The organism is Hymenobacter sp. 15J16-1T3B, assembly GCF_020711235.1.
GTDB lineage: Bacteria > Bacteroidota > Bacteroidia > Cytophagales > Hymenobacteraceae > Solirubrum.
Window position 1 is genome coordinate 51,654 of the sequence record NZ_JAJFAV010000015.1, and the last position, 15,491, is coordinate 67,144.

Below are 15,491 nucleotides of genomic sequence, written 5' to 3' on the forward strand. Positions count from 1 at the left end.
CCGGGCCTTAGTTATTGCTGAAGGAAAGCTGCAGCCACTTGGCGCCGGTCCACACGAGTTGCAGCACGTCGGCCGGGCCCAGGGCTACGCTGGTGCCGGTCAGCTCGACGGAGGCGCCTTCTTCCAGGGAGAAGCTGCCGGTGCTGCCCGCGTTTTCGAGCAGCAGCATCTGCCCGGGCACCAGGCCCGCGCTCAGCACCGCCACCCGCTGCCCGGGGCTGTTATTGTCGGAGGTCAGCCGCAGGTAGGAACTGTTGCCTACCGTCACGGCCTGGTTGTTGGCCGTCAGCGCCACCGGGGCGGCGGGTCGCAGGGCCAGGGCGCCGTCCACGTCGAGGCGCACCAGCGGGGCCGCGCTGCCCAGGGCCACGTTGCCGTCGGCCGCCCAGCGCAGGGCGGTGGTGGCGGCGCCGCCCGCCCGCCCGCCCAGGGCCCCGCCGCCGTGCCCGTAGAGCACCGGCCCGTCGATGGCTTGGCCGGCCCAAAGGCGCCCGCTGCCGTAGCGGCCCAGCCCGTCGTCGGTGGCGGTGCCGGCGCGCAGGTAGAGGTCCTGCTCGGGCAGGCGCACGGCGCTGGTGGCCACGCCGTTGCCCAGGTTGTCGCCGGTGCTGGGTAGGGTGACGGCGTTGCCCCCGCTGATGCTCAGCGTCTGCCCGCTCAGGCTCAGCGTGGGGGTGGGCAGCGAGGCCAGGGTGCCGTCGGCATTCACCGTCACCAGGCGCGGCGGGCCCGCCTGCACCAGCTGGTACTCGCGCAACTCCCCGGTGCGCAGGGTAGCATCGATGGTGCGCAGCAGAAACACCGACGAGCCGACGCGCACCACGTCGCCCTGCACGTTGCCGGCGGGCGGCAGCACCACCTGGCTCACTTGGCTCAAAGCCGCCGGGTTGCTCAGGTCCACCACCGTCAGCGCGCGCAGGTTCATCAGGTAAGCTAGGCCGTTGTGCACGGTCAGGTTGATGGCGGGGCCCGCCGAGCCGGTGTTTAATGAGCCCAGGGAAGCCACGCCGGCGGGCCCCGTCAGGTCATAGGCGTAGAGGATATTGGAGGAAACAGCGTACGCCCGCGTGCCTTCCAGCACAATTTTGGTCGCGTACCCACTCATCGTCACCGTGCCCAGCGAGGTCGGGCTGGCCAGCGTGCTAATGTCGAAGGCTTCGATCTGCCCGGTGCTGCCGGAGCCGTACTCCGCCACGTACGCCCGGGTGCCGGCGGCGTTCAGGGCTACCGCTTCGCCGGCGGAGGCCGTGGGAATGGTAGCCAGCAGCAGCGGGGTGGCAGCGGCCGGGTTGCTCAGGTCGAAGACGCGCAAGGTCGGCGTGGAGAGGTTGCCGCTGAGCACGAAGGCCGTGTTGCCTTGCATGGCCAGACCGCGCGGGTTGGACCCGATGGAATAAGTGTTCAGCAAGGCTGGCGCCGCGGGGTTGCTCACGTCGATGAGCTGCATCCGCCCGCCGCTTGAGCTGATGACGACAAGCATGTTGCCCGCGCCGTTGAGGGCCATTTTGTAAACGATGGTGCCCGTGGCGAGGGTACTCAGCAGCGCGGGCGCCCCGGCGTTGCTCACGTTGTAGATCTTGACCAGGCCGCCGGCACCGCTCATGCTTATGCCCAGTTCGTACAGCAGGCTACCGCGCGTTTCGGCCCACACCGGGGATTCGCCGAGCGTGGTGGGCGCGCCCAGCAGGCCGGGCAGGTCGCCGGTGGCCTGGGCGTTGTAGAAGGAAGGCGTCAGGCCCAGGGTGCCGTCGGGCTGCACCGTCACGAGGCGGCTGTCGCCGGCGCCGCTGAGGCCGCGCACGCGCAGGCCGCCGTTGACGTCGAGCGTTTGTGTGGGCTGGGTGGTGTTGATGCCCACGTTCTGGGCCGCTCCCCGGCCGGGCAGCAGCGCCAGCAGGAGCAACAAAACAACCACCCGGCCGGGCCAGGAGAAAAGGTTGCGCATAGGAAACTGCGGTTGAGTAGATGACAGAAAATCGGAGTGAGCGGGCCGCACGCCGGGGCCGGCCGGAACGCGGCCAGACCGGCCCGGGCAGGCGCTTTGCCAAGACCCGCGGCGGCCGTTTTACATTCTTCCGATAAAGTTCTGTGGTCTTCCCTCCCACCGGGTCGCTGCGCTTGCCAATGTGGTTTGGCCCGCTGCCAGCCCGCCCCGTGGCAGCCACGCCGACCAGATTGGCAGAAATTCGGCCCTGCGGCGCGGACTCGGCGGGCACTAAAAACCCGCCACGGCTAGGCCGTGGCGGGCATGAGCAGTCCGGCAACAGTGCAGCCGCTTCAGCGGCGGTACTCGCTGGGCTTGCGGCCGTAGCGCTGGGCGAAGAGCGTGCTGAAGTGCTTGGCGTTGGCAAAGCCCGCGGCGTAGGCCACCTCGGCCACCGTACCAAAGGCTCCGCTTTCGAGCAGGCGGCGGGCGTGGTCGAGTCGCAGCTCGCGCAGCCAGGCAGCGGGCGTCAGGCCGGCCAGCTCGCTCAGGCGCCGGTACAGCGTCCGCTCGCTCAGGTGCAGCGCCGCCGCCAAGTCGGCCGGGCCGAAGTCGGGGTCGGTGAGGCGCAGGGCAGCTACGGCCCGCCACTGCGGCAGCAGGTCGGGCGCCGCCGGGGTGGCCGCCCCGGGCCGGGGGGCGGGCGCCAGCATGTCGTCGACGCCGGAGTACACCTCGGCGGGCAGGGCGGCGAAGTGCTGGCGCACCCGGTAGCGCGCCAGCAGGGCCTGCACCCGCGTGAGCAGCTCGGCGGCGGCAAAGGGCTTGGTCAGGTAGTCGTCGACGCCGGTTTCCAGGGCCGTGAGCCGGTGGGCGTCGTCGGCCCGGGCCGTGAGCATCAGGAAGGGCAGGCCGCGCCGCTCCGGGTCAGTTTTCAGCGTCTGCAGCAGCTCAATGCCGCTTACGTGGGGCATCATCGAATCGACCACTAGCAAATCCACGGCTTCGCGGGCCAGCACGGCCAGGGCCTGGCGCCCGTCTTCGGCCTCGAGCACGTGGTAGTGCGGGGCCAGCAGCTGGCGCAGATACGTGCGCAGGTCGGCCTCGTCGTCGACCACCAGCACCCGGGCCAGCGCCTCGGCGGGCACGCCGGGCATAGCCGCGGGCGGCGGGGCCGGCATAGGCAACGGAGTTTGCCGCAGTGCCAATGGTTGCGCCGGTTGGCCGACTCCGGCATCAGCCGCCGGGACTTGCGGCTCAGCGCGGGCGTCACCTTCCGCCGAATCAGCACCAGGTAGTTGCGCGGCGCGGAGACGGAACGTGAACGTGGTGCCCTCGCCCAGCCGGCTGCTCAGCGTGAGGGAGCCGCCCAGCAGCTCGGCCAGTTCCCGGCTCAGGGCCAGGCCCAGGCCGGTGCCGCCCTGCGCCTGCCGCTGCGGGCTCTGGTAAAACCGCTCGAACACGCGCGCCTGCTCGGCTGGGGCAATGCCCGGGCCGGTGTCTTGCACGGTGAGCGTGCACAGGTCCGGCTCGGTGCAGGCCGCCGTGACGGTGATGCTGCCGCCGGGCGGAGTGTGGTTCAGGGCGTTGGCCAGCAGATTGGTGAGCACCTGCTCCACCTTGTCGGCGTCCGTGCGCAGCTGCAGGGCTTCCGCGACGTTGGTGGGGAAGCGCAGGTGCAGGCCGCGTTGGGCGGCAGCGGCCTCGAACTGCCCCACCAACCGGCGCAGCAGCGGCGCCAGCCGCACGGGCGCCAGGTGCAGCTCCAGGCGGCCCGCCTGCAGTTTGGTCAGCTCCAGAATGCGGTTGATCAGCTCGCGCAGGCGCTGGCCGTGCCGCAGGGCTACGGCCAGCGGCTCGCGCACGGCGTTGGGCAGGGGCGCGGCGCTGGTCAGCAGGGTTTCCACCGGCCCCAGCACCAAGGTGAGCGGGGTGCGCAGCTCGTGCGAGACGTTGGCAAAAAACTGGTTTTTGGCGTGGTCGAGGGCGGCGAGGTGGCTGGCCTGGTCCTGGAGCTGGTTGCGCTGCGCGGTGAGCAGCTGGCCCCGGCGGCGCGCAAGGCGCAGGGCCAGCACCACGGCCGTGAGCAAGCCCCCGAGCAGCAGCGCCGTGCCCCAGGCCCACCGCGTCTGGCGGCGCTGCTGCTCGCTCTGGGTCGTCAGCTGCTGCAGGCGGGCTTCGGTGACGCGGGTGCGGTAGCGGGTTTCGGCGGCGGCCAGGGCGGCGTACTGCTGGGCGGCGCGCAGCGTGTCGGTGAGCAGCTCGTGCCGGCGGGTGTAGTAGTAGGCGCTGTCGAAGCGGCCGGTGGCGGCGTGGGCCAGGCTCAGCAGGCTGTATACTTGGCTGAGCAGCAGGCGACGCCGGTGCCGCTCGTAGGGCCGCACCAGGGGCGCCAGCAGGCGGGTGGCCACGGCGGGCTGCTGCATGGCCACGGCAAAATCGGCTAGCTCGCGGCGGCTCAGCTCGCGCTGGCTGGGCCAGCGGGCCGAATCCAGCGTCGGAATGGCGCGGCGCAGCAGCGCGGCGCGGCGCGACGCCGGTTGCTGCCAAGCCTGGAGCGCCCACCACGTGGCCCGCAGCTGGTAGTAGTCGACAATAGTTAGCTGATCGGGGGTGAAGTAGCGGCGCACGGCAGCCAACGCGCCGGCGGCCTCCCGCAGCGGCTGCGCCGCCCGGCTCGGGGCGAGCTGCACCCGCCCCCCGGCCACCATCAGCTGCAGCCGCGCCCTCAGCAAGGGCAGCTCCCGGGCATCGGCGGCGGGGTCGTGTCCGGCGGCCTCCACGGCGGCCAAGTTCTCGCCGACCAGCTGCTCCAGGTACGCCTGCCGCCCCTGCCGAATCAGCAGCCGGCAGTAGTAGTCAAGGGCGCCCTGAAACGTGCCTACGGCACTAGGCGCAGTCCGGAGCATGGCGCGGGCGGTGGTCAGGGCGCGTTCAAAGGCCTGCGCGGCACGGGCGTCGTTGCCTTGCTCCTCGTAGGCCTTGCCCAGCAGGCATTGCGTCCACACCAGTCCCGGCTGGTTGGCTTGGCCCTGGTATAGGGCAATGGCCCGCTCGTAATTGGGTAGGGCCGCTCCTAGTTGGCCCAGCTGCCGGTGGGCCAGCCCGGCGTTGGCGCAGAGGCCGGCCAGCTCGCTGCCCCAAGCCCAGTGGTAGCCGCTGGTCAGCAACAGCTGTTGCTCCACCGGCAAGCCGCTGCGGACGCTGTCGAGCCCCGCGGCCGTGAAGCGGGCAGCACCCTGCGCGTAGTAGTAACGGGCGCTGTCGTAGTTCTGCTGCTGCCAGTGGTACACGGCCAGCTCGCGGGCCAGCAGCACGGCTTCGGCGGGCTGGGCGCGGCGGGGTGCCGGCCCGGCCGCCCGCTGGGCCTGCAGCAGGTGCCAATAGGCGGAATCCAGGCGGGGCACCTGTTGGTAATCATTGGCCAGGCGCAAGTGCACCAGCATCCGGGCCAACGAATCGGACCGCCAGCGCCCGGCGGCCTGCAGGCGCCGGATGTCGCGGCGGGCGCTGGCGGAGTCGAAGGGGATGCGGGCGGTGGGCAGCAGCGCCTGCAGCGGCGCGGGCAGCGGTGGGGCGGCCGGTTGGGGCGGGGCCGTGCCCGCGGGCGGCTGCTGCGAACAAGCGGCCAGCGTCAGACCCAGCCCTAGCAGGGCACCGGACAAACGCAACTGGGCCGAAAACGAATGCATGAACCGCGGGGCTAAGCCGGCTGGGCAGCGGAGCGCCGCATGCCGCGGGGCGGCACCGGCCCGCCACCGACCAACGTATGCAACAAAGTAAGCACAAAGCACCGGCCGCCGCCAACGGAAATGCCACCGCGCGGCGCCCCGACCGGCCCCGCGGTTGGGTCCCGTTGCTGGATGGGTTTGCCTTACATTTGGTCTGCTATGAAACCTTCCCTGCTTCTTCTCCACGGTGCACTGGGCTCGGCCCGGCAGCTGCAGCCCCTGGCCGAGCGCCTGGCGGCCGATTTTGAGGTCCACACGTTTTCCTTCGGCGGGCACGGCGGGCAGCCGCTCGACGCGGCGCGCTTCACCATGACGCACTTCGCGGCCGAGGTCAGCTACTTCCTGGCCGCGCACGGGCTGGACCAGGTGCACGTGTTCGGCTACAGCATGGGCGGCTACGCGGCCGTGCTCAGCGCCGCCTCCGACCCGGGCCGCATCCGCAGCATCACCACCTACGGCACCCGCTTCGACTGGTCGCCGGAAACGGCGGCGGCCGAAACGGCCATGCTGGAGCCGGCCAAGATGCAGGCCAAGATTCCGCAGTACGTGGAGCAGCTGCAGCAGGCCCACGCCCCCACGGAGTGGCACGCGGTGGTGGAGGCCACGGCCGCCATGCTGCGGGAGCTGGGCGAGGCGCCGCCCCTGCACGAACTAAACCTTTCCCGCCTGAGCATTCCGGTGCAGGTACTGGTGGGCGAGCTGGACAAGACGGCGGGCGTCGAAAGCTCACGGCAGTTTGCGGCCTACCTGCCCGAAGCCACCTTCGAGGTGCTGCCGAACACGCCCCACCCGCTGGAGCGCGCCGACCTGCCCGGCCTGGCGCTGCGCATCCGGGAGTTTGCCCGGGCCAATGCCTGAGGCGGGCAACGCCGCTGACTTCGCCGAATTACCCTAAAGCCAACGGCCCGCTTCAGCTGAAGCGGGCCGTTGGCTAATTAGCGGGTTTGTCGTCCGCCGGCTTGGGCGGTGCGGGGGCGGGCCGGCGGCGCCGGTCGGTGGTGATGAGCAGGGCCAGGGCCGTCAGGCCGAGGCGCAGCAGCCACTTGCGGTTCATCGTTTGGGCGGGAAGAAGGTGTTGCTTTCGACCACGGTGAGGGTGCAGGTGCCGCCGCCGGAGTTGTCGTCGCAGAGCGTGCCGGTGATTTTGTCGCCCTCAAAATTGAAGTAGCACATCTGACAGCCGCGGCCTTCGAGCATGTACCGCTCGGCGGTGGTGCTCAGGTACAGCTCGTTGTCGGTGCTCAGCTGCAGGGGCAGGGCCATGGCCCGGAACATGCCGTTGCGCAGGCCCATGCCCACGAGGTAGTACACGGGTTTTTCCTTGGTTTTGGCCTTGCTCTGAATGGGCCGCACCAAGGCTTTGTCGACCACGGTGCCGTCGTCGAACTGCCGGTTAAATTGCTGCATCAGGATTTCGCGCGGCACTTTGTACTGCACCTTGCTCTCCACCACGGCCGCTACCAAGCGGTTGGGCGAGTCCATGATGCGCAGGTCGGCGGTTTCCTTTTGTTCTTTCTTTTCCTCTTTGCGTTCGATCCGCTCACTGCGGCGCGTGGGCTCGGAAGTGGCCGTTCCGTCGTCGGGGTTGGCGGTTTCGCGGGTGCGCCGGGTGGTTTCGCAGGCGCTGAGCAGCGCGGCCGCCAGCAGGGCCGGGGCTAGGAGAAGTCGGGTTGTGGAGAGAAGTCGGAGCACGGTGTGGGGCCGCTACCTAGCGGGCGGTGTAGTACTTACGCGCCTCGGGCAGCTCGCGCTGAATGTCGGCAATGCGCGTGGCGTCGGAGGGGTGGGTGGAGAGAAATTCGATGTTGCCGCCCTGCTGCTTGGCGGCCATGCGCTGCCAGAAGCTCACGGCCCCGTCGGGGTTGTAGCCGGCCATGCTCATGAAAATCAGCCCGAGGTGGTCGGCCTCCGATTCCTGGGTGCGGCTAAACTTGAGCAGGCCCACTTGCGAGCCAACGCCCACGGCCTGCAGAAACACGTTCTGGGTGGCCGAGGGGTTTTGGCCCACCGCCGCCGACAGCACTCCGCCCAGGCCTTCGGCGGCCATCTGCTGGCTCATTCGCTCGTTGCTGTGACGGGCCACGGCGTGGGCAATTTCGTGGCCCAGCACCACGGCCAGCCCATTTTCGTCCTCGGTGATGGGCAGAATGCCGGTGTACACGGCCACCTTGCCGCCGGGCATGCACCAGGCGTTTTCCTGCGCGTCCTCAATCAGGTTGAACTCCCACTGGTAGCCTTCGAGCTGGCTGCTCTTGTTCTGCTGGCGGAAGTAGGTTTCGACGGCCTGCTGAATGCGCTGGCCCACGCGGCGCACCATGGCCGTCTGCTCGGCATTCGACGAGAGCCGGCTGGTTTGCAGCACCTTCTGGTACTCCTGGGCGGCCATCGTGTTGATTTCCTGGTCCGACACGAGGCTGAGCTGGTTGCGGCCGGTTATCGGCACCGAGGCGCAGCCGGCGCTGGCGGAGAGTACTACGGCGAGTAGGAATTTTTTGAACATGAGCGGAGAGGTGGCTAAGTGGACAATCGGGGCCCGGACCGCGTGCACTGGGCGCGAATCCGCTTTTCGGGACGGCCCCACCGGGTGCGTGCTATACGACGCGGGCCGGGCAAAATGTTGTGCTGCCGCTAACGGCTTGGCGCGGCGGCCCGTAAAGCGGCGGGGCCGGCGGCCGATTTTGCTGCCTCGCTCAATCCCGTACTTTTGTTCAGGGCCCTGCGCGGCCCCGTTTTCTCCCCCTGATTTCCGCTTTCCATGAAAATACTTTGCATCGGCCGCAACTACGCCGAGCACATTGCCGAGCTCCAAAACGAAGTCCCCGACGCCCCGGTCATCTTCGCCAAGCCCGATACGGCGCTGCTGCAGCGCAACCAGCCCTTCTTCTACCCCGACTTCACCCAGGACATTCACCACGAGGTGGAGCTAGTGCTGCGCATCAGCAAGAACGGCCGCCACATCGAGGAGCAGTTTGCCCATACTTACTACGACGCCATCGGCCTGGGCCTGGATCTGACTGCCCGCGACCTGCAAAGCAAACTCAAGAGCAAGGGCCTGCCCTGGGAGCTGGCCAAAGGCTTCGACGGCTCGGCCCCGCTGGGCGCCACCTTCAAGCCGGTGTCGGAGTTCAACGATCTGAAAAACATCAACTTCCGCCTGGAAGTCAACGGCGAGGTGCGCCAGCAGGGCAATTCCTCCATGATGCTGCACGACTTCAACAAAATCATCAGCTACATCTCGCAGTTCATCACGCTGAAGATGGGCGACCTGATTTTCACCGGCACGCCCAGCGGCGTGGGCCCCATCAAGGTCGGCGACCAGCTGGTGGGCTACATCGAAGACGAGCAGTTCTTCGACGTGAGCGTGAAGTAGTTGTTGGGCTGAAACTTCTCCCGTCCGTCATGTCGAGCGCAGCCGAGACATCTCGCTGGATAGTAATGTCCTGCTGAGCGCAGTCGAAGTATCTCCACCGAACGATGGCAGAAAGGCGCGTCAACGAAGCGGTAGATATGCTTCGACTGCGCTCAGCATGACGTTCTATTGTCATCGTGCAACGTCAGCCCGCGAGATGCCTCGACTGCGCTCGACATGACGTCCAGACGAATGTGGACGTTCCCAATTTATAGCCCACCGCACGCCCTCCGACCTGTGTAATTTTCTTTCCGCGGCGCCACCCCGACGGCCGCTCAAAGCTCGTTGTTGCCCCTGTGTTGTTGAACCACCTGTTTGCCAAGCTGCTGCTGCTGGCCCTGCCGGCGCTGCCCCTCTCCTGCTCGTCCGACTCGGGCCCCAAGGCCGACAAGCCCAAGGCGCCCAAGCCCACGGCGGCGCAGGACACCACCCGCCACGCCCTCGACGGCTATTTTCTGTTTCCCATCAAGCCCGGGCAGCCCAACCTGCTGGCCGCCAGCATGGGCGAGCTGCGCCCCAACCACTTCCACGGCGGCCTCGACATCAAAACCAACGGCACGGTGGATTTGCCGGTGTACGCCGCCGCCGACGGCTACATCTCGCGCCTGAAGCAAAGCTCCTTCGGCTACGGCAACGTGCTCTACATCACCCACCCCAACGGGCTGACGACGGTGTACGGGCACCTGAACCACTTCAAGGGGGCCGTGGCCCAGGAGCTGCTGCGCCGCCAGTACGAGAAGCGCACGTACGAGCTGGAGCTGTTCTTCGAGCCCGGGCAGTTCCCGGTTACCAAGGGCGAGGTGGTGGCCCTGTCGGGCAACACCGGCGGCTCGGCCGGCCCGCACCTGCACTGGGAAGTGCGCGACGCCAAGGACCAGCAGCTCAACCCGCTGCAGTGGGGCGGCTTCAAGGAAATTCAGGACCACGTGGCGCCCACCGTGGTCATGGCCGCCGTGGAGCCGCTGAGCATCGACGGGCGGGTGCAGCGGCGCTTCGAGAAGCGGCTGTTTACGCCCACGGGCGCGCCTGGCACCGGCTTCAGCGTGGCCGATACCATTTCGGCCTACGGCACCGTGGGGCTGCTTTTGCAGGCTTTTGATCGGTTCGACAACGCCTGGAACAAGAACGGGCTGTACCGGGTGGAAGTGCAGGTGAACGGGCAGCCGCTCTACGCCCACGTCATCAACGGCATCGGCTTTCCCGACGAGACACGCGAGGTCAACCAGCACATCGACTACGAGTACCTAATGACCTCGCGCCGCACCTTCGAGAAGCTCTGGGTAGACGACGGCAACCAGCTGTCCATCTACCAGGTCGGGCCGTCGAAGGGCAAGCTGCGGGTGGAAGCCGGTCAGGTTTACGACGTGCAGATGCGCCTTTTCGACGCCTACGGCAACGTGACGCCGCTGCACCTGGTGCTGCGCGGCGAACAGCCCGAGTACTGGCAGACCCGCGCCGCCGCGGTGCGCAAGCCCACCCTGCGCTACGACGTGCTGCGCAACATCCTGCGCGTGACCGTGGACGACACCACCCGCACGGCGCCCAACCTGACCCTGCTGCGCGGCAGCCGGCAGCTGCAGCTGCGCCCCAGCTACACCGACCAGAGCCGCACGGTGTACCTCTACGACCTGCGCGCCGGCCTGCCGGAGTTTATGCGCTTCCCGGGCATCACCAATGACCAGCGCTTCGACCGGGTGGCGGCCATTCCGGCCGGCGAGGAGCAGCTTTTCGCCAACAACCTGGTGAATGTGGTTTTCGCCCCGCGCACCAACTACGACACGCTCTACCTGCAAACCGGCTTCAAGGACAAGACCTGGACCATCCAGAACCCGCGCACGCCCATTCAGCAGGCCATGCGCGTGACGCTGAAGCCCGCCGAGCCGGTGGCCGACAAACCCCACGCGGCGGCCTACCTCATCCGCGGCGGTACGGCTAGCTGGGCCGGCGGCCAGTGGGACGGTGAGCTGCTGAGCTTCAACACCCGCAACTACGGGCAGTTCCGCATTCTCACCGACACGATTCCGCCCTCTGCCCGCCTCGTCAGCCGCGCTGGCGGGCTCACGTTCAAGGTCAGCGACAACCTTTCCGGCCTGGCCAGCTACGAGCTGGAAATCGGCGGGCGCTTCCGCCTGCTGCGCTTCGAGCACAAGAACTCCACGCTCTTCACTGTGCGCACCGACACGCTCGGCCCGGCCCTGCGCGGCCCCGCCCGCCTGCGCCTCACCGACCAGGCCGGTAACGAGCGGGTGCTGCAGCTGAACCTATAGTGGCAGGATAAGCTACCTGGGGCGGGCGGCGGCTTTTCGACCCGAGAAGTCGCCACCCGCTCTGGTGTTTCTCGGAAGCACCCCGCGCGCGGAGCAGCAACCGAGGCAGCCTAAATAAATAACGCAACTTATTCGCGTAAGGCCCGGCGCTGGCGCCGGGCCGAGCCCGACAAATTCCGCTTTGGCCATCAGCGGGTTACTGGCCTAGGCAACATTTCGAGCGCGGAAAATTCATGCTGGCGCCGGGCCGTTTCCAAAAGCCGGTGCATTTTTACTGCCGCAGCCGCGCCGCGGCCGGCCTGGCCGGCCCTGCTGTCCGTAGGCTGTTCCGAACCCCGTTCATTCCTCAACCTCGCTTCATACCCCGATGGGAGAAACGCAACAATCCGTGCCCGCCGCTGCGCTGCACCTGGGCCCGTACCAAGCCGCCGTCGACGCCAAACTCGCCGAATTCAACGCCAAGAATTTCACCGCCGGCTTCTGGCAAAAGCAGGCCGACCTGTGGGTGCAGGATGCCCAGGCCCAGGCCGAGCTGCGCGTCTACATGGGCTGGCTGCGCGTGGCCGAAACCATGCAGGAGCGCGTGCCCGAAATCGAGCAGTTCGTGCAGGAAGTGCGGGCCGCCGGCTTCACCCACGTCATCGTGATGGGCATGGGCGGCTCGTCGATGGCTCCCATTGTGTTCGAAAAGTCCTTCCCGAAGTCGGCTGAGGGCCTGGAAATGCTGGTGCTCGACACCACCGACCCCGGCACCGTGCAGCACATCGAGCAGCAGGTGCCGCTGGCAACCACCCTGTGCATCGTGGCCAGCAAATCGGGCACCACGGCCGAGCCGCTGGCTTTCGGCGACTATTTCTACGACCGGATCAAGGCCATCAAGGGCGACAAGGCCGGCGAGAATTTCGTGGCCATTACCGACCCCGGCTCCAAGTTCATTGCCACGGCCGAAAGCCTGGGCTACCGCCGCGTGTTCCTGAACTTCACCGAGGTGGGCGGCCGCTTCTCGGCCCTCTCCTACTTCGGCCTAGTGCCCGCCGCCCTCTACGGCATCGACATCGAAGAACTGCTGCGCCGCTCGGTGGGCATGATGCAGGCCAACGGCTCCAGCGGCGACGTGACCCACAACCCCGGCCTGGAGCTGGGTGTGGCCCTGGGCGTGCTGGCCCAGCAGGGCCGCGACAAGCTCACGCTGGTAACTCCGGCCGGCCTGAGCGACCTGGGTTTGTGGCTGGAGCAGCTCATTGCCGAAAGCACCGGCAAGCACGGCGTGGGCATCCTGCCCGTGGCCGGCGAGCCGTTGGCCGACGTGCGCCTCTACGGCAATGACCGCGTGTTCGTGTACGTGGGCTACGAAGGCGAGGCCGACCAGGCCAACCAGCAGAAGCTGCAGGCCCTGGAGGCCGCCGGCCACCCGGTCATCAGCATCCGCATGCACGACGCGCTGGACCTGGGCCAGGAGTTTTTCCGCTGGGAAGTGGCTACGGCCGTGGCCAGCGCCGTGCTCGAAATCAACCCCTTCGACCAGCCCAACGTGCAGGCGGCCAAAACCGCCACCGACAAGCTGATGAAGGAAGTGGCCGAAAAAGGCGCCCTGCCCCAGGAAACTGCCACGCTGGAAGCCGAGGGCCTGCGCTACTACGGCGGCACGGCCGCGGCCGACGCCAAGGCGCTGCTCAGCGGCTTTTTCCAGGCCGAGCCCGGCAGCTACGTGTCCATTCAGGCCTACCTAACGGAGACGCCCGAGCTGAACGCGGCCATTGATGAGCTGCGCGCCACCCTGCAGCAGCGCCTGCACGCGGCTACCACCTTCGGCTACGGCCCGCGCTTTTTGCACAGCACCGGCCAGTACCACAAGGGCGGGCCGAACACCGGCTTGTTCTTGCAGCTCACCGCCGACAACAACCCCGACCTGCCCCTGCCCGGCCGTACCTACACCTTCGGCACCCTCAAGGATGCCCAGGCCCAGGGCGACCTGGAGGCCCTGCGCAGCGCCGACCGCCGCACCCTGCGCGTGCACCTCGGTGCCGATGCGCTGGCCGGTGTAAAAGCGCTGACCGCCGCACTGAAAGGATAGTGCTAGGTGCCTGGTGCTGAGAGGTGGTTTCGCCTCTCAGCACCACAGCCATAAAAAGCCCCGCTGGAACGTATTCCGGCGGGGCTTTTTCTTGACGAATGACTGAGCAGCGTATAAAGCGCCGGTAGCCAGTAAGACCGTTCCGTTTGCGCCCCAAGCACCCGACACTACACTCCAAGCACTACATCCTAGCGCCCAAAGTCATCCTGCACGCGCACGATGTCGTCCTCGTCGGAGGGCTGCTGAGCGTCGGTGTGCTGCCAGATTTCGGCCAGGATGCCCCAGCCGCCCAGGCCCACGAGGCGGTGCCGCTCGCCCTGGCGCAGCGTGATTTGCTCGCCCACCTGGTAGGTTTTCAGCTCGCCCTCGGCGTCGGTGTCGCTGGTGACCACGCCCACCGGGCCCTGCACCACGCGCCAAATTTCGGCGCGGCGGTGGTGATACTGCCACGACAGGCGCTGCCCGGGGGCCACGATGAGGATTTTGGGGCTGAGCTTGCCCGAAATGCGCAGCTCGTCCACCGACAGGCCGTCGAAATAGGTGTCGGCAAACTGCTGGGCCTGCCCTTCGTCGATGACGAAGAAGCCGCCCCAGGGGCGCGTCTGGTCTTGGCGCTCGATGCCGAAGCCCTGCTGGCGGAGTTGCTGTTCGGTGTGGGCGAAAAGCTGCTGCTTATCGGTTGCGGTGCTCATCAATACTTGGCTAGTGAGAAATCCGGGGCGGCCCGGCCGCGGCCGAGGGAGTGCGGCCGCCCCAGACCGGCAAAGGTAAGCAGCCCCGCGCACTCACAAAACGGCGCAAGTATGGCGCGCCCGCGCCTGCGGGCCCGAACGCCCGCGCCCCGCGCTGCGTACACCGGTGTTGCACCCCACACCTTCCGCATGTCTACGCCCCGCATCCGCAAACCCAGCTTTTGGCCGGCTGCCGCAGCCGTCGTGGCTACCAGCGCCGCCGTCTACGCCCTGGCCCGCCGGCGCCACGCCCCGCTCACCACCGTCCCGCACGTCGACTTGCACCGCTACGCCGGGCACTGGTACGAAATAGCCCGCCTGCCGCAGCGCTTCGAGAAGGGCTGCACGCACGTCACGGCCGAGTACCGCCCCATGGCCGACGGCAAAATCGAAGTGCACAACACCTGCCACCACGACTCCATCAACGGGCCGGCCGAAACCGTGCGCGGCGTGGCCCGCGTGGTTGATTCGAAGACCAACGCCAAGCTCAAAGTTCAGTTTCAGTGGCCCTTCGAGGGCGACTACTGGATTTTGGCCCTCGACGAGGACTACCGGTTTGCCCTGGTCGGCTCGCCCGACCGCAAAGGGCTGTGGGTGCTGAGCCGGGAGCCGCAGCTCAGCCACCCGGCCCTGGCCAACCTGCTCGGAATGGCCCGGCAGAAGGGTTTTGCCGTCGACAAGCTTATCTACACCCAGCAGCCGGAGCGAGGATAGTATAAGCGGCGCCGCCGCCGCTTGTTGCCCCTTGTGCTTGCCGATTCCAGACGCCCCGGTCCGCGCCGCGCGGCGCCCCGGTGCAGAAACGGGGGCGCCGCGCTGCCGGCATTTCGGCGCCGTACATCCGGGCCAACTGGTTACCTTTGGGCCCGATGATTACGCTCAACCCCGGCGACCCAGCCCCCGACTTCACGGCCCAGGACCAAAGCGGCCAGACCCGCCGCCTCGCGGATTACCGCGGCCAGCGCGTGGCCCTCTACTTCTACCCCAAGGACGACACGCCCGGCTGCACGGCCCAGGCTTGCTCCCTGCGCGACGGCGAAACCCAGCTCAAAGCCGCCGGAATCCAGGTGCTCGGCGTGAGCCCCGACGACGTGGCCTCGCACCAGAAATTTGCCGACAAGTTCGAACTGCCCTTCCCCCTGCTGGCTGACCCCGAGCGGCAGCTGGCCGAGGCCTACGGCGTGTGGCAGGAAAAGAAAAACTACGGCCGCACCTACTGGGGCGTGGCGCGCACCACCTTCCTCATCGACGCCGCGGGCCGCGTGGAACGCATCATCCGCCGCCCCGACACGAAGAACCACGCCGAGCAACTGCTCAAGTAGCCTTGGCCGCCGGCGGACCCGTCTCGAGGGCCC

The 15,491-nt window shown here is 67.9% G+C and carries 12 protein-coding genes; 6 read left to right on the forward strand and 6 right to left on the reverse strand.

All coding sequences use genetic code 11. The features are described from left to right. Positions 1 to 7: 7 nt before the first annotated feature. Both LJ737_RS21470 and LJ737_RS21475 read right to left on the reverse strand, forming a co-directional pair. Complete coding sequence (locus tag LJ737_RS21470; protein WP_227768815.1) at positions 8 to 1,945, reverse strand: LVIVD repeat-containing protein; 1,938 nt, start codon at positions 1,943 to 1,945, stop codon at positions 8 to 10. A gap of 332 nt (positions 1,946 to 2,277) precedes the next feature. Further along, positions 2,278 to 5,616: an ATP-binding protein gene (locus LJ737_RS21475; protein ID WP_227768816.1), complete on the reverse strand. Its 3,339-nt coding sequence runs from the start codon at positions 5,614 to 5,616 to the stop codon at positions 2,278 to 2,280. A gap of 198 nt (positions 5,617 to 5,814) precedes the next feature. Between LJ737_RS21475 and LJ737_RS21480 the strand changes: the two genes are divergently transcribed. After that, positions 5,815 to 6,513 (forward strand): alpha/beta fold hydrolase, encoded by a 699-nt coding sequence (locus LJ737_RS21480; RefSeq protein ID WP_227768817.1) that lies wholly within the window; start codon positions 5,815 to 5,817, stop codon positions 6,511 to 6,513. A 73-nt stretch (positions 6,514 to 6,586) separates the two neighbouring features. Here the strand turns inward: LJ737_RS21480 and LJ737_RS26985 are convergent, their stop codons facing one another. The 3 genes from LJ737_RS26985 to LJ737_RS21490 are packed head-to-tail and all read right to left on the reverse strand — an operon-like array spanning position 6,587 to position 8,155. Beyond that, entirely contained in the window at positions 6,587 to 6,709 is a 123-nt protein-coding gene (locus LJ737_RS26985) for a hypothetical protein (protein WP_262908004.1), read from the reverse strand. Beyond that, positions 6,706 to 7,347 carry a hypothetical protein gene (locus LJ737_RS21485; protein ID WP_227768818.1) on the reverse strand — a complete coding sequence of 214 codons (642 nt, stop codon included), beginning with the start codon at positions 7,345 to 7,347 and terminating at the stop codon, positions 6,706 to 6,708. The genes LJ737_RS26985 and LJ737_RS21485 overlap by 4 nt, the downstream gene beginning before the upstream one ends. 16 nt (positions 7,348 to 7,363) lie before the next feature. Next, on the reverse strand, positions 7,364 to 8,155 hold the full coding sequence (locus tag LJ737_RS21490) for a M48 family metallopeptidase (protein ID WP_227768819.1): 792 nt from the start codon (positions 8,153 to 8,155) through the stop codon (positions 7,364 to 7,366). 255 nt (positions 8,156 to 8,410) lie between these two features. Here LJ737_RS21490 and LJ737_RS21495 point away from each other — a divergent pair, with 255 nt between their 5' ends. The 3 genes from LJ737_RS21495 to LJ737_RS21505 all read left to right on the forward strand — a co-directional run bounded on the left by LJ737_RS21495 (position 8,411) and on the right by LJ737_RS21505 (position 13,405). Further along, the gene (locus LJ737_RS21495) at positions 8,411 to 9,025 is read left to right on the forward strand and encodes a fumarylacetoacetate hydrolase family protein (RefSeq protein ID WP_227768820.1); all 615 of its coding nucleotides are present in this window, start codon (positions 8,411 to 8,413) and stop codon (positions 9,023 to 9,025) included. Positions 9,026 to 9,360: 335 nt separating this feature from the next. Further along, positions 9,361 to 11,331, forward strand: a complete 1,971-nt coding sequence (locus tag LJ737_RS21500) for a M23 family metallopeptidase (RefSeq protein ID WP_227768821.1) — start codon at positions 9,361 to 9,363, stop codon at positions 11,329 to 11,331. Positions 11,332 to 11,698: 367 nt separating this feature from the next. Continuing rightward, positions 11,699 to 13,405, forward strand: coding sequence for a phosphoglucose isomerase-related protein (locus LJ737_RS21505; RefSeq protein ID WP_227768822.1), 1,707 nt, complete (start codon positions 11,699 to 11,701; stop codon positions 13,403 to 13,405). A gap of 188 nt (positions 13,406 to 13,593) precedes the next feature. On the opposite strand, the gene LJ737_RS21510 is transcribed toward LJ737_RS21505, so the two are convergent. Then, complete coding sequence (locus LJ737_RS21510) at positions 13,594 to 14,097, reverse strand: cupin domain-containing protein (RefSeq protein ID WP_227768823.1); 504 nt, start codon at positions 14,095 to 14,097, stop codon at positions 13,594 to 13,596. 189 nt (positions 14,098 to 14,286) lie between these two features. Between LJ737_RS21510 and LJ737_RS21515 the strand changes: the two genes are divergently transcribed. Both LJ737_RS21515 and bcp read left to right on the forward strand, forming a co-directional pair. Beyond that, complete coding sequence (locus LJ737_RS21515) at positions 14,287 to 14,850, forward strand: lipocalin family protein (RefSeq protein ID WP_227768824.1); 564 nt, start codon at positions 14,287 to 14,289, stop codon at positions 14,848 to 14,850. A gap of 158 nt (positions 14,851 to 15,008) precedes the next feature. Further along, positions 15,009 to 15,458 (forward strand): thioredoxin-dependent thiol peroxidase, encoded by a 450-nt coding sequence (gene bcp / locus LJ737_RS21520; protein WP_227768892.1) that lies wholly within the window; start codon positions 15,009 to 15,011, stop codon positions 15,456 to 15,458. Positions 15,459 to 15,491 lie beyond the last annotated feature (33 nt).